Annotated in this window: 21 protein-coding genes; 13 read left to right on the plus strand and 8 right to left on the minus strand. The window is 54.6% G+C overall.

Going from position 1 to position 19961, the window contains the following annotated elements:
• Positions 1-445 precede the first annotated feature (445 nt).
• The 6 genes from OGY71_RS06870 to OGY71_RS06895 all read right to left on the minus strand — a co-directional run bounded on the left by OGY71_RS06870 (position 446) and on the right by OGY71_RS06895 (position 7229).
• Positions 446-1045: a KpsF/GutQ family sugar-phosphate isomerase gene (locus tag OGY71_RS06870; RefSeq protein ID WP_003835252.1), complete on the minus strand. Its 600-nt coding sequence runs from the start codon at positions 1043-1045 to the stop codon at positions 446-448.
• Positions 1042-2679, minus strand: coding sequence for an FGGY-family carbohydrate kinase (locus OGY71_RS06875; protein WP_003835250.1), 1638 nt, complete (start codon positions 2677-2679; stop codon positions 1042-1044). Before OGY71_RS06875 ends, OGY71_RS06870 begins: the two co-directional genes overlap by 4 nt.
• A gap of 17 nt (positions 2680-2696) precedes the next feature.
• Complete coding sequence (locus tag OGY71_RS06880; RefSeq protein WP_286613024.1) at positions 2697-3650, minus strand: ABC transporter permease; 954 nt, start codon at positions 3648-3650, stop codon at positions 2697-2699.
• A 1-nt stretch (position 3651) separates the two neighbouring features.
• Positions 3652-4641 (minus strand): ABC transporter permease, encoded by a 990-nt coding sequence (locus OGY71_RS06885; protein WP_191222282.1) that lies wholly within the window; start codon positions 4639-4641, stop codon positions 3652-3654.
• Positions 4634-6142 (minus strand): sugar ABC transporter ATP-binding protein, encoded by a 1509-nt coding sequence (locus OGY71_RS06890; RefSeq protein WP_286613026.1) that lies wholly within the window; start codon positions 6140-6142, stop codon positions 4634-4636. The genes OGY71_RS06885 and OGY71_RS06890 overlap by 8 nt, the downstream gene beginning before the upstream one ends.
• Before the next feature lie 103 nt (positions 6143-6245).
• Positions 6246-7229, minus strand: coding sequence for an autoinducer 2 ABC transporter substrate-binding protein (locus OGY71_RS06895; protein WP_003037665.1), 984 nt, complete (start codon positions 7227-7229; stop codon positions 6246-6248).
• Between the two features lie 420 nt (positions 7230-7649).
• On the opposite strand from OGY71_RS06895, the gene OGY71_RS06900 reads away from it, so the two are divergent.
• Positions 7650-8288 (plus strand): DUF1007 family protein, encoded by a 639-nt coding sequence (locus OGY71_RS06900; protein ID WP_003835241.1) that lies wholly within the window; start codon positions 7650-7652, stop codon positions 8286-8288.
• Entirely contained in the window at positions 8279-9259 is a 981-nt protein-coding gene (locus OGY71_RS06905) for a nickel/cobalt transporter (RefSeq protein ID WP_286613028.1), read from the plus strand. The genes OGY71_RS06900 and OGY71_RS06905 overlap by 10 nt, the downstream gene beginning before the upstream one ends.
• A gap of 103 nt (positions 9260-9362) precedes the next feature.
• On the opposite strand, the gene suhB is transcribed toward OGY71_RS06905, so the two are convergent.
• On the minus strand, positions 9363-10166 hold the full coding sequence (gene suhB / locus OGY71_RS06910) for an inositol-1-monophosphatase (RefSeq protein ID WP_003835237.1): 804 nt from the start codon (positions 10164-10166) through the stop codon (positions 9363-9365).
• A gap of 118 nt (positions 10167-10284) precedes the next feature.
• Between suhB and trmJ the strand changes: the two genes are divergently transcribed.
• The 11 genes from trmJ (at position 10285) to sseB (ending at position 19061) form a co-directional block, all read left to right on the plus strand.
• Positions 10285-11016, plus strand: coding sequence for a tRNA (cytosine(32)/uridine(32)-2'-O)-methyltransferase TrmJ (gene trmJ / locus OGY71_RS06915; RefSeq protein ID WP_063941714.1), 732 nt, complete (start codon positions 10285-10287; stop codon positions 11014-11016).
• 239 nt (positions 11017-11255) lie between these two features.
• Positions 11256-11747: a Fe-S cluster assembly transcriptional regulator IscR gene (iscR, locus tag OGY71_RS06920; RefSeq protein ID WP_003037674.1), complete on the plus strand. Its 492-nt coding sequence runs from the start codon at positions 11256-11258 to the stop codon at positions 11745-11747.
• A gap of 112 nt (positions 11748-11859) precedes the next feature.
• A complete protein-coding gene (iscS, locus tag OGY71_RS06925; protein ID WP_003835233.1) occupies positions 11860-13074 on the plus strand; it encodes a cysteine desulfurase in 1215 nt (404 codons plus the stop codon).
• Positions 13075-13099: 25 nt separating this feature from the next.
• Positions 13100-13486 carry a Fe-S cluster assembly scaffold IscU gene (gene iscU, locus OGY71_RS06930; protein WP_002913991.1) on the plus strand — a complete coding sequence of 129 codons (387 nt, stop codon included), beginning with the start codon at positions 13100-13102 and terminating at the stop codon, positions 13484-13486.
• A gap of 20 nt (positions 13487-13506) precedes the next feature.
• The gene (gene iscA / locus OGY71_RS06935) at positions 13507-13830 is read left to right on the plus strand and encodes an iron-sulfur cluster assembly protein IscA (protein ID WP_003835203.1); all 324 of its coding nucleotides are present in this window, start codon (positions 13507-13509) and stop codon (positions 13828-13830) included.
• A 108-nt stretch (positions 13831-13938) separates the two neighbouring features.
• On the plus strand, positions 13939-14454 hold the full coding sequence (gene hscB / locus OGY71_RS06940) for a co-chaperone HscB (protein WP_003835201.1): 516 nt from the start codon (positions 13939-13941) through the stop codon (positions 14452-14454).
• Positions 14455-14469: 15 nt separating this feature from the next.
• A complete protein-coding gene (hscA, locus tag OGY71_RS06945; protein ID WP_003838439.1) occupies positions 14470-16320 on the plus strand; it encodes a Fe-S protein assembly chaperone HscA in 1851 nt (616 codons plus the stop codon).
• A gap of 1 nt (position 16321) precedes the next feature.
• Positions 16322-16657 (plus strand): ISC system 2Fe-2S type ferredoxin, encoded by a 336-nt coding sequence (fdx, locus tag OGY71_RS06950; RefSeq protein WP_003037690.1) that lies wholly within the window; start codon positions 16322-16324, stop codon positions 16655-16657.
• Positions 16658-16668: 11 nt separating this feature from the next.
• Complete coding sequence (iscX, locus tag OGY71_RS06955) at positions 16669-16869, plus strand: Fe-S cluster assembly protein IscX (protein WP_200921306.1); 201 nt, start codon at positions 16669-16671, stop codon at positions 16867-16869.
• 61 nt (positions 16870-16930) lie between these two features.
• Positions 16931-18214, plus strand: coding sequence for an aminopeptidase PepB (gene pepB / locus OGY71_RS06960; RefSeq protein WP_008785461.1), 1284 nt, complete (start codon positions 16931-16933; stop codon positions 18212-18214).
• Between the two features lie 70 nt (positions 18215-18284).
• Entirely contained in the window at positions 18285-19061 is a 777-nt protein-coding gene (gene sseB / locus OGY71_RS06965; protein WP_016157136.1) for an enhanced serine sensitivity protein SseB, read from the plus strand.
• Positions 19062-19104: 43 nt separating this feature from the next.
• Here the strand turns inward: sseB and sseA are convergent, their stop codons facing one another.
• Positions 19105-19950 (minus strand): 3-mercaptopyruvate sulfurtransferase, encoded by an 846-nt coding sequence (gene sseA / locus OGY71_RS06970; RefSeq protein ID WP_063941712.1) that lies wholly within the window; start codon positions 19948-19950, stop codon positions 19105-19107.
• Positions 19951-19961 lie beyond the last annotated feature (11 nt).

The raw sequence follows: 19961 nt of genomic DNA on the forward strand, positions 1-19961 counted from the left end.
GCCCGCATCCATGCGGGCAGACCCGGTCAGCCGTCAACGACTCATCGATTTTCAGCCGGACCGGGGTCATCGCTTCAACGCTCTGACTTCCAGTGAAACCCGTTTTGCTGTTTAAACAAAAAACGCAGATGGTCAGGTGTGGGCTGGTCCGGCTGAAAATTGCCGACGTGTTTCCGTAAGGCCGGGAGAGCCAGCATGGATGCTGGCTCAGGGCGCGCTTTGCAAGGACGCTACCTCGCGCCCGGCCCGGTAGCCTGGAGGAATAAGCGGAGGGTATTGCGTAGCAACAATTTTCCCGCGGGGAGCCGGGATTGTTAAGGGTACGGCGATAGTACCCTTAACACGTTCACAGGCAGTATCGTTTCAGAGAAGTGAAAAACATAAGGTGAACGTAGCAATATACCGGAGGCAACAGATTCATTACCTCCGAAACAGCTGTCTGGCGTTACTTACCACGGCTCAGCGTTAATCCCACATCACCACCTGGATGCACAGACAACAGCGTCTCCTTTGAGTAACCGCTTTCGCTCATCAGGCAGGCACAGGCGGCGTCAAAGATAGCCAGCACCAGTAAAATTGAGGTGGTAGCCAACATGTTCAGCGGGTCGGCCTCACGCTGGACGCCGGTGGAAATCACCAGTCTCGACGCTTTAGCAATGGCTGAATCGGCGTTTTCAGTCACGCTCAGAATCGGCACATTTCGCGCATTCAGCCCGGGCAACAGCCGGGTGAGTTCGTCCGAATTCCCCCCACGCGACAGCATAATCACCAGGTCGTTGTCGCGTAAAAAACCGAGATCGCCATGCGCCGCATCCGTCGCGTTGAGGTAGATCGCCGGGCGTTCCACGCACGCAAGCATATGCGCCACTTTACGCGCCGCAATGCCGGAGGTACCGACGCCAGTGACAACGATTTTGCCCCGGCAACCGCGCAGCTCCGCCATTAGCGACTGCCAGAGCGGTTCAGTCAGATGCTGCCCCAGACCCGCCAGGGCATCGCTATAGAGCTGAAATACGCCGGTAGCCTGAGACCAGGAGTTACTCATGCTTCCTCCTGCATCAACTGGCGATATTTCATATGATCCTGATACATCTCGTGGAATACCCGATATTTGCGATCGTAGTACTGCTTAATGCGATTTGTTTGCGGGGTAACCGTTTTACCAATCCGACTCATCGCCGACATCGCTTCCGGGAAGGTTTCGAATACGCCCGCGGCGATAGTTCCCATCATGGCGCCACCCAGCAGCATGGCCTCGCTCTCTTCAGGCAGCAGCATGGCGCAGCCGGTGGCGTTGGCATGTTCCTGAACGAAGATCGGGTTTTTCGTCCCGCCGCCGCTGGCCATTATCGTATCGATGGTGTAGCCGCTTTGATTCATCGTTTCAATGATATGGCGGGTTCCCAGCGCAATGGCCTGGATGGTCGCAAGGTACTGTAGCGCCATATCTTCCGGTGTACGTGACAGCTTCAGTCCGGTGATTGCGCCCGTGAGCGTTGGGTTAGCGCGCGGCGAGCGGTTGCCGTGGAAATAGGGCAGGATGTGCATGTCGCGGGTTAAAAACGCGATATCTTCCGGCTCACCGGCCATTTTACGCAACAGCGCATTCAGCACTTCGTAAATGGTTTGCCCCTGAGATTTAGCCTGCGCCAGCAGGGTTTCGTAGCAAGGATGCGACTGAATAACGTGGTCGATTAACGCCCCGGTTGCCGACTGCCCACCTTCGTTAAGCCAGTATTCTGGCAGTACGGCTGAGTAGTAAGGACCCCAGACGCCGCCGATAAAACGTGGCTCTTTGGAAATTGCCATGTGTCCGGTAGAGGTGCCGCCAATCAGCGCGATACGACGGTCAAAATCCGCCACCTCGCCGGAAACACCGCTTGCCCCGAGCGTGCCGAGGGTACCGGCGTGGGCATCGATGATCGAGACGCTGACAGCTGTCCCCGGAATCAGCCCCATTTCGCTGGCGGCGCGCGCAGACAGCCCGTGACCGAGCGGTTCGCCCATGGTTTTCACGTAGCGACCAATTTTGGCGGCATCATGCTCCAGCAAATCTTCCAGCCCAATCTGGCGAAAATAGCTGGCATCCCATTTGTCTTCATGGCCCATATAGGTCCATTTACACACCGTCGAACACAATGAGCGCGTGTCATCGCCCGTTGCGCGCCAGGTCAGGAAATCGGGCAGGTCAAAATAGTAGCCCGCATTAGCCCATGTATTGGGCATATGCTGCTTCAGCCACAGCAGTTTTGGCGTCTGCATTTCCGGGGAGATAATGCCGCCAACGTAGTCCAGCACCCGATGATGCAGGGCGTTGATGCGCTCGGCCTGAGTAATGGCACGGTGATCCATCCACACAATGATGTTCTGTTCGCTGCGCCCGGACGGGCTGATGGTCAGCGGTTTACCTTCTTTGTCCAGCACCACCAGTGAACAGGTCGCGTCAAAGCCGAGACCTTTCACCTGGATAGGGTTGATATCCGACTGGTTAATCGCATCGCGAACCGCGTTACACACCGCCTGCCAGATGTTATCGGAAGACTGCTCAACAAAATCGGCCTGCGGGCGGTAAATCTCGATGGCCCGACTGGCCTGACCGACCATTCTGCCGTTGAGATCAAACACGCCAGCACGGGCGCTTCCGGTTCCGACATCCACACCAATAAAGTAACTTGCCATAATTTTTTCTCCTGAAATCAGGCTTTACGATTCTGTAATGCGATAAAGAGGATCAGCACCGAGCCCCACAGCGCCATCGTCAGATAGCTGCTGACCCCCAGCAAGTTAAGGCCGCTTTCCAGCATTTGCAGCACAATCAGTGCCAGCACCAGGCCGATAATGCGCCCGAAGCCGCCATCCGGGTTGATACCGCCGAGGACGGAGGCAAGGATGGTGACCAGCAGGTAGGATTCACCGTATCCGGCTTTAGCTGAGTTGAATTTCGCCATCATCAAAATGGCGGCGACCCAGCCGAGCAGGGCAGAAATCACGTACACCGAAATTTGTACCCTCACGGTATTCACGCCGCTGTAGCGGGTAGCCTGTTCATTGGAACCAACGAGATACAGGCTGCGCCCAAGCGTGGTGTGTTCCAGCAGTACCCACAGCAGGATTGCCACCAGGAAAAAGAGCAGTAGCGCCACCGGAACACCGGCAATCGTGGCGTTGCCGAGATATTGAATGGCGGTCGGGAAACCGGAAATCACCGTCCCGTTGGAAAGCAGAATATTCAGCCCGGAGATAAGCGTCATCGTGCCGAGCGTGGCGAGAATAGGCGAGACCCCGACCCAGGCAATCAGCGCACCGTTGAGCGTGCCGATAGCCACCGCCACGGCAGCGCCTGCCAGCAGCGCCAGCACCAGAAACAGCGGGTTATCCGGATGGGTGACGATAATCGCCGCCATCACCAGCGAGCAGGCGTTCGCCCCGGCAATAATCGACAAGTTAATGCCGCCGGTCAGCATGGTCATGCCCATCCCGAGGGCCAGCATGCCGAGGATTGGTAGCTGTGAGCCAATCGACTGGAAGTTAGCGACGCTAAAGAAACGGCTGCCGAGCAGGGCCGAGAAGACCAGGGCGACGACCACAATAATCACGCATTGCAGACGAATGATGGCATCACCGGGTAAAAATCTGGCGATTGTTTTCATCTCAAAGCTCCCTTGCCAGTTTGCGTTTTTCGTTCCAGGCCGTGGCGCTAATGCTGACCAGGATAATGGCGCCGCTGAACACGGTGTGCCAGTAAGAGGAGACACTGAGCAGCGTCAGGCCATTTTGTAAGAAGGCCAGCAGAACCACGCCGAGCAGGGTTCCGGTCAACGTACCGCGCCCGCCGCTCATGCTGGTTCCGCCGAGTACTACTGCTGCCAGCACCGTCAACTCAAAGCCTAGCAGCGAATTGGGCGCAACTGACTGGGTGATTTGTGCCTGAACCACGGCGGCAATGCCTGCCAGAATGCCCATGTAGCCATAGACGTAAAAATGCAGCTTCAGCAGATTCAGCCCAAGGCGCGAGGCCGCGTCGCGGTTGCCGCCCATGGCGTAAACCTGACGGCCAAGACGGGTATAGTTCATCAGCACGGCGGTAAAGATGATCACCGCCGCCAGGCACAGCAGGGGCAGGGTCAAACCGTAGTCGTAGCCATCCGCCGCGGTGAACGAGAACCAGTTAATGCCGTTCATAAACCAGTCCGGGAAGCCATACAGCCAGGTGCCTTTGGTGGCGTAAACCAGCAGGCCGTAGTAGACGTTCAGCGTCGCGATGGTAATGATGATTGCCGGGACGCGCAGCCAGTAGACCAGAAAACCGTTGATCAGCCCCAGCAGCAGGCCTACCGCAATGGCAATGATTAACGCCAGCGCGAAGTTGCCGCCGTGACCGATAACCCAACTGGCCATTGCATACTGGGCTATCGCGGTCATCGCCGGAAATGAGATGTCGATCCCGCCGGAAATCAGCACTACAAACAGCCCACAGGCCAGGATGCCGAGAATCGCGTAGCTGGTGGCCACATCCGTCAGGTTCCCCAAAGACAAGAACTCGTCGGTGCTGATGCTCAGCCCAACGGCAAGGGCTACAACCAGCAGGCCCAGCCAGAACTCATGTTGCCCGATTAAACGGGAGAGATGCATCTTATTCATTGATTACCTCGACCACTTCAGCAATCTCCTCTTCACGGCATTGATGAGGATTAAATTCCGCCACCAGCTTGCCGCGACGCATTACCAGCACACGGTGGCTGTTGTAATACGCTTCCGGGATTTCATCGCAAATCATCAGCACCGCCATACCTTGTTCAGCCAAATCGCGGGCTATCTGGTAAATACCCTCTTTGTTGGCGATATCCACGCCGACGGTAGGCGAGTCGAGGATCAGGATGCGGGGATTGGTCGCCACCCATTTGGCAATGGCGATACGCTGGGCATTACCGCCGGAAAGGGTTTTGACCGGCAGGTGCGGATCGGACACTTTGATATTCAGTTCGCGGATTAAATCGGCGACCAGCTTTTGCGCTTTACGATGATCGAGCAGGCCGCTACCGGTGTGCAGTAGATCAAACACCGTGACGATGGTGTTGTCATAGATCGACTGCTCCATGATCAGCCCCTGCGTCAGGCGATCTTCTGAGACATAGCCGATCCCGTGTTGGATGGCGTCATGGTTATTGCGCAGAGTAACCGGCTGACCGTTAATGCGAATCTCGCCGCTTTCCGGGTGCGTCATACCAAACAGGCTCAGACAAAGCTCAGTGCGCCCGGCACCCAGCAGACCAACAATGGAGACGATCTCGCCGCCGTGCAGCGACAGATTAATGTTCTGGTATTTACCTCTGCGGCTGAGATTGCGCAGCTCAAGCAGCGGCTCTTGCTCAATCGCGGGCCTTTCCGGCAACGGGCTGTAGTGGAAGCGTTGTCCGGTCATCAGGAAGGCCAGCTCGTGGCTGTCGAGTTCGCTGGCAGGGTATGTGCCCACCAGTTTACCGTCGCGCATTACGCTGATGCGGTCAGCCACTTCCATCACCTCATCCAGACGATGGCTGACAAACACGACGCAAATTCCGGCCGCTTTCAGTTCATTAACTACTCGCAGCAGGCCATTAACCTCCTGGCGGGTTAGCGAGGCGGTGGGCTCGTCCATAATCACCAGACGCGCGTCGGCGGCAATCGCCCGGCAAATGGCGACCAGCTGTCGATCCGCAATTGAGAGTTTTTCAACTTTTTTATCGGGATCGATATTCACCCCAATACGTTTCATGGCTGCCAGCGCCTGCTGCTTCATGGCACCGCGACGCACCCAGATATCGCCACCCGGCAGATAGCGGTTGACCGCGATATTTTCTGCGACGCTAAAGTTGGGGAACAACGACAGGTCCTGATAAATAACCTGAATGCCATAATGGGAAGAGAGCTGCGGCGTCAGATGATGGAACAATTTTCCGTCGAGTAAAATCTGCGCGCCTTTTTCCGGATGATAAACCCCGGAGATCACTTTAATAATGGTACTTTTACCACAGCCGTTTTGACCCGCCAGACAGTGAACTTCGCCTTTTCTTAGCGTCAAATTCACGTTATCCAGCGCCAGCACGCCCGGGAATTGTTTGCTGATATTCTCAAGAGTGATAAATGCGGTGGTGTCTGCCATGGACAATACCCCTGCGCGCGTCCGGGGGGACGCTGAGTGTTAGTTTGGTTGATAGCGCCGACCAGACGGTCGGCGTTAAGGTTCCCTGGTGTTGGCTAAAGCCTTAGAAACCAAGTGATTGTGCGTTGTCTTTGGTGACTTCGAGGATCTTGTTAAAGCGGATCACTTTCTTCTCCGTGTCGATATCGGCTTTCCCTAAACCATCGATACTCAGATCGGCGTTCACTTCTTTGCCCTGCAACAGCTGATCGGCAACGGTGACCAGCGCGTAGCCCGCGTCTTTTGGATCCCACAGCAGCGCTTTTTTGATATCACCGCGCATCAGGTAAGGTGCTGCCTGCGCTGGCATGGCGATCCCGACAACGGCGATCTTATCTTTGGCGCGTTTTTTCTGCACAGCCTGACCCGCACCAATTGGACCCAGTGAGCCGAAGCCGATAATGCCCTTCATCTGTGGGTAGGTTTTCATCAGATCCAGCGTTGTGGCGTAGGATTTATCGATGCTTTCCGCGACCGGCAGACGTGAAGTGACCTCGAACATTTCCGGATATTTTTCTTTCTGGTACTTAATTGCATAATCCGCCCACGCGTTATGTAGTGGGACCGTCAGCGAACCAACATAGATGGCATACCCGCCTTTGCCGCCCATATTTTTCGCTAACTCATCGACGTTGGCCTGGGCGTATTTTTCACTGTCGATGGTTTCGATATCCCACTGGCCAATTTGCTCATCCGGGGATTCGTGCGTCAGCACCACGATGCCTTTATCGCGCGCTTTTTTCAGTACCGGCTCAAGGACCTTGGCATCATTCGGCACCACGATGATCGCATTAACGTTTTTGGCGATCAGATCCTCAATCACTTTCACCTGCTGCGCCGGGTCCGGCGTTGAAGGCCCGGTCTGGTAAGCATTCACATCCAGTTTTTTTGCTGCTTCATTTACGCCGGTTTCCATCCGGTTAAACCATGGGATCCCGGTGACTTTGGCAACCACAGCAATTTCATATTTTTCCGCCGCAAAGGACGTGCCGGACAACATGCATGCAGAAACCAGGGTTGCACTGAGTAATGCGAGTTTGAATTTCATAGTTGTACCTTTCGTAGGGGGCAGGACATGTCACGGCGTGAAGTTAACAATGAATGGAAGAGGGAATGAATCATAAGTTTGATAAATGTGATATACGCCCATTATTGTGAATTTATGGAAATAAAATAGTTAGCAATTGGTTAAATTTGCATGATTTTACATTCAACTGCTCAAATTTAGTGTTAATTAAATATTAAAATGAAACTATAAATTAACATTTTATTATCATTTGACTTAAGTTATGACGCTGAAAAGGTGTTTGGGCGGAATTTCCTGAAGAAGAAATTATCGAAATTGAGAACTGAATCGATACCGGAAAAGGGTGCTCAATATTTTTTCGTTCAATGGTATCCTCAGCACACTTTCGCCAAACCCGGCATCATTATTTGTGGCGGTGTAGATTTTCATCGTGGAGAACTCATGCAAGGCGTTAAACGTATCATTATCACGTTGTTTCTCGCTGTCCTGTCCTTTGGCGCAGGCGCGCATCCCCACAGCTTTATCCATCTGAAAACTGAGATAGTGAGCGAGAATGACCAGTTCGTCGCGCTGAAAATGCGCTGGACGATGGATGAAATTACCTCGGCGGATCTGCTTTACGATGCGGGAAATGCCAAACCTGGTGATGAGATCTGGAAGAAACTGGCGGCGGAAGTGATGGCCAACGTTCTCGGGCAGCACTATTTCACCGAAGTGTGGCACGACGGGAAAAAGGTAAAGTTTAAAAACAGACCGACGGAATATGGCATGGAGCGTGAGGAACATCAGGCGGTGCTGACGTTCGTTCTACCTCTGGCCGAAGCTCAGCCGCTGAGTGGTCAAAAATATACCCTTTCAACCTTCGACCCGACCTACTACGTTGATATGAGCTATGACAAAGACAGCGACGTCAGGCTGGGGCAGGCCATAAGCCAGAAATGCCGTATTTCAGTACATACGCCGACGCCGAATGAACAAACTCTGAGCTTTGCGCAGTCGCTGGATAAAGAAGACGCCCCGCCGGAGGATATGGAGTTGGGTAAACAATTTGCACAGACGGTGACGCTGCAATGTCAGTAGTTTATCAACAACGCGCAGCCAGACGTCGCTGGCTGACGCTATGGCCGCTGGCGGTCTTTTTGCTGCTGGCGGCAGGCGGCATACTGTGGTTATGGCAGGCCTGGCCACAGGTGATGATGAAAAGTGTCGTCTGGCAGCGCGATGTTAACCAACAGATGAGTGGATTGCTGAAAGCGGTTGCCGCCAGTCCGACCCAGGCCGGGGGATCGCTGCTGCTGTTTAGTTTTCTCTACGGCGTTCTGCATGCGCTGGGGCCGGGACATGGAAAAGTCGTCATTACCACCTGGCTGGCAACGCACCCCTCGAAGCTGAAGTCGAGTATTGGCCTGACGCTAGCCTCATCTTTATTACAGGGGCTGGTCGCTATCGGACTGGTGGTTGTGGTGCTTACCATCTTGCAGTTGCCTGCACGACAGCTACATATGAATAGTTTCTGGCTGGAGAAAGGGAGTTATGCTCTGGTTGGCGTGTTGGGTGTTTTATTGTGCGTCCGTGCGCTGAAGAAATTGCGCCAGCTGCTGCGCCGTCCAAAATTCACTGCCTTCACGCCGCATCATGTGCATCACGAGGGTTGCGGCTGCGGGCATCAGCATTTGCCCGATCCTGAACAGTTGCGAAGCGGGGATGACTGGCGCGCCCGGCTGATGATCGTGCTGTCTATGGGGATGCGCCCGTGCTCGGGGGCCATTATGGTTTTACTGTTCAGCAAAGTGGTTGGCGTGTTTAGCTGGGGTATGGCGTCGGCGCTGGCGATGGCGGCAGGAACCTCTTTGACGATTACGTCACTGGCTCTGCTGGTACACAGTTTCCGCTCGCTGGCGGTGAAACTTAGCGGGCATAAAGCGCCGGTATTGTGGCGACAAATTGGCTGGACGACGCTGGCATTAGCCGGTGGTGCGGTGCTGATCGCTGCTGCGGTAGTGATGTGGATGAGTGCGGTGCCGGTAGGGCGAGGGATAAGACCGTTTTAGCACTGTTGTAGGATGAATGCCTGATGGCGCTTCGCTTATCAGGCCTACGGGGAACTTCCCTGGTAGGCCGGATAAGGCGCTAGCCGCCATCCGGCATCAACGATTAGCGCTTCAGCGCATCGCTCAGTTCGTCACGCATGTTAGCCAGCATGGCTTTCACTACGCGCGGGTTACCTGCAACGATGTTGCCGGTCGCCATGTAGTTATGACCACCGGTAAAGTCGCAAACCAGTGCGCCAGCTTCACGGGCAATCAGCTCACCTGCGGCGAAATCCCACGGGCGCAGGCCAATTTCGAAATACCCGTCAACTCGGGCTGCGGCAACGTAGGCCAGATCCAGCGCAGCAGAACCGGTGCGGCGGAAGTCCGCGCATTCGGTAAACATGTTGCCAAGAATTTTCATGTAAGAAGCGGCGTGCTGTTTGGCTTTGAACGGGAAACCGGTGGCGATGATGGTGCCATCCAGATCGCGGGCGGTGCTGCCACGCAGACGGTAGCCGTTCAGCTGTGCACCCTGGCCACGGGTTGCGGTGAACAGTTCGTTACGCATTGGATCGTAAACAACGGCGACTTCAGTACGGCCTTTGATGCGTACTGCGATGGATACCGCGAAGTGCGGCAGACGTTTTACGAAGTTGGTGGTGCCATCCAGTGGATCGATAACCCATTGAACATCCAAATCTTCACCAACATGTTCACCGCTTTCTTCGGTGATGATGGTGTGCTGTGGGTAAGATTTGCGAATCGTTTCGATAATAATCGCTTCGGCGGCTTTATCGACGTTAGTCACGAAATCATTGCTGCCTTTCTGGCTGGTTTCTACAGAGTCTGGGGTTTCGTAGTGTTTGGCAATTACATTACCCGCCTTGCGCGCTGCGCGCACGGCGATGGTCAGCATCGGATGCATCGGTCTCTCTCACTGGATGTTAAAGAACGGGAAAACGGCGCAGAGTATAGCAGCGAGTTCGGAATATGTCTTCGTTTTATGATAATATGCCCGAATAATCTTTAGCCGAAGAAATACAATGCTGCAAAATATTCGAATCGTGCTGGTGGAAACCTCTCACACTGGCAACATGGGCTCTGTAGCCCGCGCAATGAAAACCATGGGTTTAACCAATCTGTGGCTGGTAAATCCACTGGTTAAACCGGACTCCCAGGCCATCGCCCTGGCAGCGGGTGCCAGTGATGTGATCGGCAGCGCGCAGATCGTCGATACGCTCGATGAAGCGCTGGCGGGCTGTAGCCTGGTGGTAGGCACCAGTGCTCGTTCCCGCACGCTGCCGTGGCCGATGCTGGATCCGCGTGAATGCGGTTTAAAAAGTGTCTCTGAAGCGACGAGCTCGCCGGTGGCGCTGGTCTTTGGTCGTGAACGTGTTGGTTTGACCAACGAAGAGCTGCAGAAGTGCCATTATCACGTCGCCATTGCCGCGAACCCGGAATACAGTTCGCTCAACCTGGCGATGGCAGTGCAGGTCATCTCTTATGAAGTGCGCATGGCCTGGCTGGCGACGCAGGAAAGCGACAAGACCGTAGATTACGAAGAAGCAGAGTATCCGCTGGTTGATGATTTAGAGCGTTTTTACGGTCATCTGGAGCAAACGCTGCTGTCAACCGGGTTTATCCGTGAAGGGCACCCGGGGCAGGTGATGAATAAGCTGCGCCGTCTGTTTACCCGTGCGCGTCCAGAAAGCCAGGAGTTGAACATCCTGCGCGGGATTTTAGCTTCAATCGAGCAGCAGAATAAAAGCAAGTAACTGTACTAATGCCGGATGCGCTTCGCTTATCCGGTCTACAGGCCGCACGATTCGTAGGCCGGATAAGCGAAGCGCATCCGGCAAGTGAAAATGGCACTGAAGGTTAAATACCTGACTAAATTAGTCAAGTAAATAGTTGACTGATTTAGTCGGGAATGTCAGACTTGCCCCTGCTATGCAATACCCCCATTTTACAATAAAAAACCCCGGGCAGGGGCGAGTTTGAGGCTAAGTAAGACATGAGACTGACATCAAAAGGGCGTTATGCCGTGACCGCAATGTTGGACGTTGCGCTCAACTCCGAAACGGGCCCGGTACCGTTGGCTGATATTTCTGAACGTCAGGGAATTTCCCTGTCATATCTGGAGCAGCTGTTTTCCCGTTTGCGTAAAAACGGTCTGGTTTCCAGCGTACGTGGACCAGGCGGCGGGTATCTGCTGGGTAAAGATGCCGGCAGCATCGCAGTAGGTGAAGTGATTAGCGCTGTTGACGAGTCTGTAGATGCGACCCGTTGCCAGGGCAAAGGCGGTTGTCAGGGCGGCGATAAATGCCTGACCCACGCGCTGTGGCGCGATCTGAGCGATCGTCTGACCGGTTTCCTCAACAACATTACGTTGGGCGAACTGGTAAATAATCAGGAAGTCCTGGATGTGTCTGGTCGCCAGCATACCCATGACGCTCCACGCACTAATCGTGCTCAAGACGCGATCGACGTTAAGTTACGCGCATAATAAAAGTATTTTAGAATCAGGCCGGGGTGCTACACACCCCGTTAACTCGGTCGTACATCCAGCCGGTTGCCTGATTCCTTGCATTGAAGCGATGTACGGAGTTTATAGAGCAATGAAATTACCGATCTATCTCGATTACTCCGCAACCACGCCGGTGGACCCGCGTGTTGCCGAGAAAATGATGCAGTGTCTGACCCTGGACGGAAACTTTGGTAACCCAGCGTCTCGTTCACACCGTTTTGGCTGGCAGGCTGAAGAGGCGGTAGATATCGCCCGTAACCAGATTGCCGACCTCGTGGGCGCTGACCCGCGTGAAATCGTATTTACTTCCGGTGCGACTGAATCCGATAACCTGGCGATTAAAGGTGCAGCCAACTTTTATCAGAAAAAAGGCAAGCACATCATCACCAGCAAAACCGAACACAAAGCCGTGCTGGATACCTGTCGTCAGCTGGAGCGCGAAGGGTTCGAAGTTACCTACCTCGCCCCGCAGCGTAACGGCATTATCGACCTGAAAGAACTTGAAGCGGCAATGCGTGACGACACCATCCTCGTGTCCATCATGCATGTGAACAACGAAATCGGCGTGGTGCAGGATATCGCGACTATCGGTGAAATGTGCCGTGCTCGCGGCATCATCTATCACGTTGATGCGACCCAGAGCGTGGGCAAACTGCCTATCGATCTGAGCCAACTGAAAGTTGACCTGATGTCCTTCTCCGGCCACAAAATCTATGGTCCGAAAGGTATCGGCGCGCTGTACGTTCGTCGTAAACCGCGTATTCGTATTGAAGCGCAGATGCACGGCGGCGGTCACGAGCGCGGTATGCGTTCCGGTACGCTGCCTGTGCACCAGATCGTCGGTATGGGTGAAGCTTACCGTATCGCTAAAGAAGAGATGGAAACCGAGATGGCGCGCCTGCGCAGTCTGCGTAACCGTCTGTGGAATGGCGTGAAAGATATGGAAGAGGTGTACCTCAACGGTGACCTCGAGCAGGGCGCACCAAACATTCTCAACGTCAGCTTCAACTTTGTTGAAGGCGAGTCGCTGATTATGGCGCTGAAAGACCTGGCTGTATCCTCCGGTTCTGCATGTACTTCTGCAAGCCTGGAGCCATCCTACGTGCTGCGCGCGCTGGGGATGACCGACGAGCTGGCACACAGCTCAATTCGTTTCTCTTTAGGTCGTTTCACTACCGAAGAAGAGATTGACTACGCCATCAATCTGGTTCGCAACTCCATCGGCCGCCTGCGCGACCTTTCTCCGCTGTGGGAAATGTTCAAACAGGGCGTGGATCTGAACAGCATTGAATGGTCACATCACTAATCGGTACCGATAAGGAGAATTCAGCATGGCTTACAGCGAAAAAGTAATCGATCATTACGAGAATCCACGTAACGTGGGCTCTTTTGACAACAGCGACGAGAACGTGGGCAGCGGCATGGTGGGTGCACCGGCCTGTGGCGACGTGATGAAGTTGCAGATCAAAGTCAACAATGAGGGTATCATTGAAGACGCGCGTTTCAAGACTTACGGCTGCGGTTCCGCTATTGCTTCCAGCTCTCTGGTTACCGAATGGGTAAAAGGGAAATCTCTGGACGAAGCACAGGCGATTAAAAACACCGATATCGCCGACGAGCTTGAACTGCCACCGGTGAAAATTCACTGCTCTATTCTGGCTGAAGACGCGATTAAAGCCGCGATTGCGGATTACAAAAGCAAACGTGAAGCAAAATAATTAAGAGTTGAGGTTTTATTATGTCGATTACCTTAAGCGACAGTGCAGCAGCGCGTGTAAATACCTTCCTGGCAAACCGCGGTAAAGGGTTTGGTCTGCGTCTGGGCGTGAGAACCTCCGGCTGCTCAGGTATGGCCTATGTACTGGAATTTGTTGACGAGCCGGCGGCTGAAGATACCGTGTTTGAAGACAAAGGCGTAAAAGTCGTGATCGACGGTAAGAGCCTGCAATTCCTCGACGGTACGCAGTTAGACTTCGTCAAAGAAGGTCTGAACGAAGGGTTTAAGTTCACTAACCCGAACGTGAAAGACGAATGTGGATGCGGCGAAAGCTTCCACGTGTAACGCGCTTACTGATAACCCCACCGTGGTCGCCTGCGCGTGGGGTTTGTTTTACCTGACTCTCTGGTTTTGCCTCATCGAACAACAGAGAATCGATGCCCTGAGAATGTTATGGACTACTTCACCCTCTTTGGCTTACCGGCCCGTTATCAGCTCGATACTCAGGCGCTGAGCCTACGTTTTCAGGATCTACAACGTCAGTATCATCCTGATAAATTCGCCAGCGGTTCCCAGGCGGAACAACTTGCTGCGGTTTCGCAGTCCGCCACTATCAACCAGGCCTGGCAAACGCTGCGTCATCCTTTGATGCGCGCCGAATACTTATTGTCTTTACACGGTTTTGATATCCGCAGCGAGCAGCACACGGTGCGCGATACCGCGTTCCTGATGGAGCAACTTGAGCTGCGTGAAGAGCTGGACGAGATTGAACAGGCAAAAGACAGTCAACGTTTAGATGCGTTTATGAAACGCGTCAGCGAAATGTATAACGTTCGCCATCAACTGATGGTGGAACAGCTGGATAGCGAGACGTGGGACGCAGCGGCAGATACCGTGCGTAAGCTGCGTTTTCTCGATAAACTGCGAAGCAGTGCAGAACAACTCGAAGAAAAACTGCTCGATTTTTAATTTCCGGAAGCGAAAATGGCCTTATTACAAATTAGTGAGCCTGGTCTGAGCGCCGCGCCGCACCAGCGTCGTCTGGCGGTAGGTATCGATTTAGGCACTACCAACTCCCTGGTTGCGACCGTACGCAGCGGCCAGGCCGAAACGCTGGCAGACCATGAAGGTCGCCACCTGTTGCCGTCAGTGGTTCACTATCAGCAGCAGGGCTACTCTGTCGGTTACGATGCCCGCGCCAATGCAGCGTTGGATACGGCAAACACCGTCAGCTCGGTAAAACGCATGATGGGCCGCTCTCTGGCGGATATCCAGGCGCGTTACCCGCATCTGCCATATACGTTCCAGGCGAGCGAAAACGGTCTACCGATGATTGAAACCGCTGCCGGTTTGCTTAATCCGGTGCGCGTCTCCGCTGATATTCTGAAAGCGCTGGCCGCGCGGGCTACCGAATCGCTGTCCGGCGAACTGGACGGCGTGGTAATCACCGTTCCGGCTTACTTTGACGATGCACAGCGTCAGGGGACCAAAGACGCCGCGCGTCTGGCGGGCCTGCACGTATTGCGTCTGCTGAACGAACCGACCGCAGCGGCGATCGCGTATGGTCTGGACTCCGGTCAGGAAGGCGTGATCGCAGTCTACGATCTTGGCGGCGGTACGTTTGATATTTCTATTCTGCGCCTGAGCCGTGGCGTGTTTGAAGTGCTGGCGACCGGCGGTGATTCCGCGCTCGGCGGCGATGATTTTGACCATCTGCTGGCCGATTACATTCGCGAGCAGGCGGGCGTGGCCGATCGCAGCGATAACCGCGTACAGCGTGAACTGCTGGATGCCGCGATTGCAGCGAAAATCGCACTTAGCGACGCTGATTCTGTAACGGTTAACGTGGCTGGATGGCAGGGTGAAATCACCCGTGAAACCTTTAATGAACTCATTTCCGCACTGGTCAAGCGTACGCTGCTGGCCTGCCGTCGCGCGCTGAAAGATGCGGGCGTGGAGCCGCAAGATGTGCTGGAAGTTGTGATGGTTGGCGGTTCAACGCGCGTGCCTCTGGTACGTGAACGCGTCGGTGAATTTTTTGGCCGCACGCCGCTGACCTCTATTGACCCGGACAAAGTGGTCGCTATCGGTGCGGCAATTCAGGCGGATATTCTGGTCGGGAATAAGCCGGACAGCGAAATGCTGCTGCTGGACGTTATCCCGCTGTCTCTGGGACTGGAAACCATGGGCGGTCTGGTGGAGAAAGTGATCCCGCGTAACACCACTATCCCAGTGGCGCGCGCGCAGGACTTTACCACCTTTAAAGATGGCCAGACCGCGATGTCCATTCACGTGATGCAAGGCGAGCGTGAACTGGTGCAGGACTGCCGTTCCCTGGCGCGTTTTGCGCTGCGCGGCATCCCGGCATTGCCAGCAGGCGGCGCGCATATCCGCGTGACCTTCCAGGTGGATGCCGATGGGCTGCTGAGCGTCACCGCCATGGAGAAATCCACCGGCGTTGAGTCCTCAATCCAGGTTAAACCGTCCTACGGTCTGACCGACAGTGAAATCGCCTCCATGATTCAGGATTCGATGAGTTTTGCCGAGCAGGACGTAAAAGCCCGTATGCTGGCAGAACAGAAAGTCGAAGCGGCACGCGTACTGGAGAGTTTATCCGGTGCGCTGAACGCTGATGCCGCGCTGTTAAGCGCCGCAGAACGTCAGGCTATCGACACCGCCGCCGCGCACTTGAGCGAGGTTGCACAGGGTGACGATGTTGACGCGATAGAACAAGCCATTAAAAACGTAGACAAACAAACCCAGGAATTCGCCGCTCGCCGCATGGACAAATCCGTCCGTAGCGCGCTGAAAGGCCATTCCGTGGACGAGGTTTAATATGCCAAAGATTGTTATTTTGCCTCATCAGGATCTCTGTCCCGATGGCGCAGTTCTGGAAGCTGAGACCGGCGAAACCATTCTCGACGTTGCCCTGCGTAACGGGATCGAGATTGAACACGCCTGTGAAAAATCCTGTGCCTGCACTACCTGCCACTGCATCGTGCGTGAAGGTTTTGATTCTTTGCCGGAAAGCACAGAAGAAGAAGACGACATGCTGGATAAAGCCTGGGGACTGGAGCCGGAGAGCCGTTTAAGCTGTCAGGCGCGGGTAACCGAGGACGATTTAGTGGTCGAAATCCCACGTTACACAATCAATCATGCGCGTGAGCATTAACAGAGGGTAGTATGGGACTGAAGTGGACCGATAGCCGCGAAATCGGCGAGGCGCTGTATGACGCTTTCCCCGATCTCGATCCCAAGACCGTTCGTTTCACCGATCTGCACCAGTGGATCTGTGACCTGGAAAAGTTCGATGATGATCCTCAGGCATCGAACGAAAAAATCCTTGAGGCCATTTTGCTGGTCTGGCTGGACGAAGCCGAATAAGTCAACGGGCTGCCCACGGGTGGCCCGTTTTCCTGTATGCGCGAAAATAAGGATAAATAAAATGACAGAAGCCATGAAAATTACGCTTTCCACGCAACCCGCCGATGCCCGCTGGGGTGAAAAGGCGACATACAGCATTAATAATGACGGCATTACCCTGCACCTGAACGGAAAAGATGACCTCGGCCTTATCCAGCGTGCCGCGCGTAAAATCGACGGCCTGGGTATTAAACACGTTCAACTGGATGGTGAAGGTTGGGATACCGAACGTAGCTGGGCGTTCTGGCAGGGCTACAAGGGACCAAAAGGCACCCGCAAAGTTGAGTGGGCCGCTCTGGACGAAGCGCAGCGCAAAGAGCTGGATAGCCGTCTGAAGATTATTGACTGGGTGCGCGATACCATTAACGCCCCGGCAGAAGAGCTGGGCCCTGAACAGCTGGCGCAGCGCGCTGTTGATCTGCTGTGCTCCGTCGCGTGCGATAACGTCTCTTACCGCATCACCAAAGGTGAAGATCTGCGCGAGCAGAACTACATGGGTCTGCATACCGTGGGTCGCGGCTCTGAACGTCCGCCGGTGCTGCTGGCGCTGGACTACAACCCAACAGGCGACAAAGAAGCCCCGGTTTATGCCTGCCTGGTTGGTAAGGGAATTACTTTTGATTCCGGTGGTTACAGCATCAAGCAAAGCGCATTTATGGACTCAATGAAGTCCGACATGGGCGGTGCGGCAACGGTCACCGGCGCGTTGGCATTTGCCATCACCCGTGGTCTGAACAAGCGCGTGAAGCTGTATCTGTGTTGCGCGGATAACCTGATTAGCGGCAACGCCTTTAAGCTCGGCGATATCATTCACTATCGCAACGGTAAAAAAGTTGAAGTGATGAATACCGATGCCGAAGGACGTCTGGTGCTGGCCGATGGCCTGATCGATGCCAGCGCGCAGAAACCGGAGCTGATTATTGATGCTGCCACGCTGACCGGCGCGGCGAAAACCGCGCTGGGCAATGATTACCACGCGCTGTTTAGCTTTGATGATCAGCTGGCTGCCCGCCTGCTGGCAAGTGCGGCGCAAGAAAACGAACCGTTCTGGCGTCTGCCGCTGGCAGAGTTCCATCGTAGTCAGTTGCCGTCTAACTTTGCCGAACTGAATAACACCGGCAGCGCGGCTTACCCGGCTGGTGCAAGCACCGCGGCGGGCTTCCTGTCCCATTTCGTGGAAAACTACCAGCAGGGCTGGCTGCACATCGACTGCTCCGCAACCTATCGCAAAGCGCCGGTTGAACAGTGGTCTGCGGGCGCAACCGGTCTGGGTGTGCGCACGATTGCGAATCTGCTGACCGCATAATTAATTACTGTATTGCCGGATGGCGCTACGCTTATCCGGCCTACATGTATTCATCCAATTTGTGATACTTATGTCCGAAACAAAAAACGAATTAGAAACGTTGCTGGAGCAAGCGGCAACAGAGCCTGCGCATCGTCCGGCATTTTTCCGTACTTTACTGGAATCCACAGTCTGGGTGCCGGGTACTGCCGCAGAAGGCGAGGCGGTGGTTGAAGACAGCGCTCTCGACCTGCAGCACTGGGAAAAAGAAGACGGCACGACCGTGATCCCGTTCTTCACCTCTCTGGAAGCCCTGCAGCAGGCGGTGGAAGATGAGCAAGCATTTGTCGTTATGCCGGTGCGTACGTTGTTTGAAATGACGCTCGGCGAAACGCTGTTTCTCAACGCGAAACTGCCGACCGGCAAAGAGTTTATGCCGCGTGAAATCAGCCTGCTGATGGGGGAAGAGGGGAATCCGCTCAGCACCCAGGAAGTACTGGAAGGCGGTGAATCGCTGATCCTCTCTGAAGTCGCTGAACCTCCGGCGCAAATGATTGACTCGCTGACTACGCTGTTTAAAACCATTAAGCCGGTAAAACGCGCGTTTCTCTGCTCAATCAAAGAAAGCGCGGAAGCCCAGCCGAATCTGCTGATTGGTATTGAAGCAGAAGGGGATATTGAAGAGATCATCCACGCTGCTGGCAGCGTCGCGACCGATACGCTGCCGGGCGATGAACCTATTGATATCTGCCAGGTGAAGAAGGGTGAGAAGGGCGTGAGCCACTTTATCACTGAGCATATCGCACCGTTCTACGAACGCCGCTGGGGCGGTTTCCTGCGCGACTTTAAACAGAACCGGATTATCTAAATTGTAGGCCGGATAAGCGAAGCGCTATCCGGCTTTTCCAGCTTTATAATTGCGGTTCTACCGGTAAATCGTTGCGTGCTCCCCATTCGCTCCATGCGCCGTCATACAATGCGACGTCAGAAACGCCCAGCGTGGCAAGTGCCAGCACCACGACGGCAGCCGTTACGCCGGAGCCGCAGCTGGCGATAATAGGGCGGTCAAAGCTCACGCCGTGGCTGAAGAAAATAGCATCCAGCTCATCGGTGGTTTTCAGTTCGCCGTCACGAACCAGTTCTGTCCACGGTACGTTAAGCGCACCCGGCACATGACCACGTTTCAGACCAGGACGCGGCTCGTCAACTTCGCCATTAAAACGCGCAGCCGGACGGGCATCGACGATCTGCGCCGTTTTTTCATGACTGGCCAGCAGTACATCGGTAACGCGCACTACTGCGTCAGGCGTAAAGGCCACGTTAAATTCACCTTCAGGTAAATCCTCATCGCCTTCCTTGAGCATTAGCTCATCGCGCTTCCAGCCTGCCAGACCGCCTGCCAGAATGGAGACATTTTCGACGCCAAATGTCCGCAGCATCCACCATGCGCGTGGCGCGGAAAACAGATTACCGTCATCGTAGATAACCAGATGCTTATCCTGATCAACGCCCAGCTCGCGCATCGCAACGGCAAAGGCTTCGGGGCGTGGCATCATATGCGGTAGCGGTGAGGTATGATCGGAAAGCGCTTCAATATCAAAAAATACTGCGCCAGGAATATGGCCCTCACGATACTCCTCGCCAACATCGCGATCTTCCTGTCCTGGAGGTGCCATCCGGGCATCAAGAATTTGTATTTCCGGGTCGTCAATGTGTTCGGCAAGCCAGTCGGCAGCGACAAAGAAGGCGGTGGTCATAGGCATCTCCA

The organism is Citrobacter sp. Cpo109 (assembly GCF_030332565.1).
In the GTDB taxonomy this organism is placed as follows: Bacteria; Pseudomonadota; Gammaproteobacteria; order Enterobacterales; family Enterobacteriaceae; genus Citrobacter; species Citrobacter portucalensis.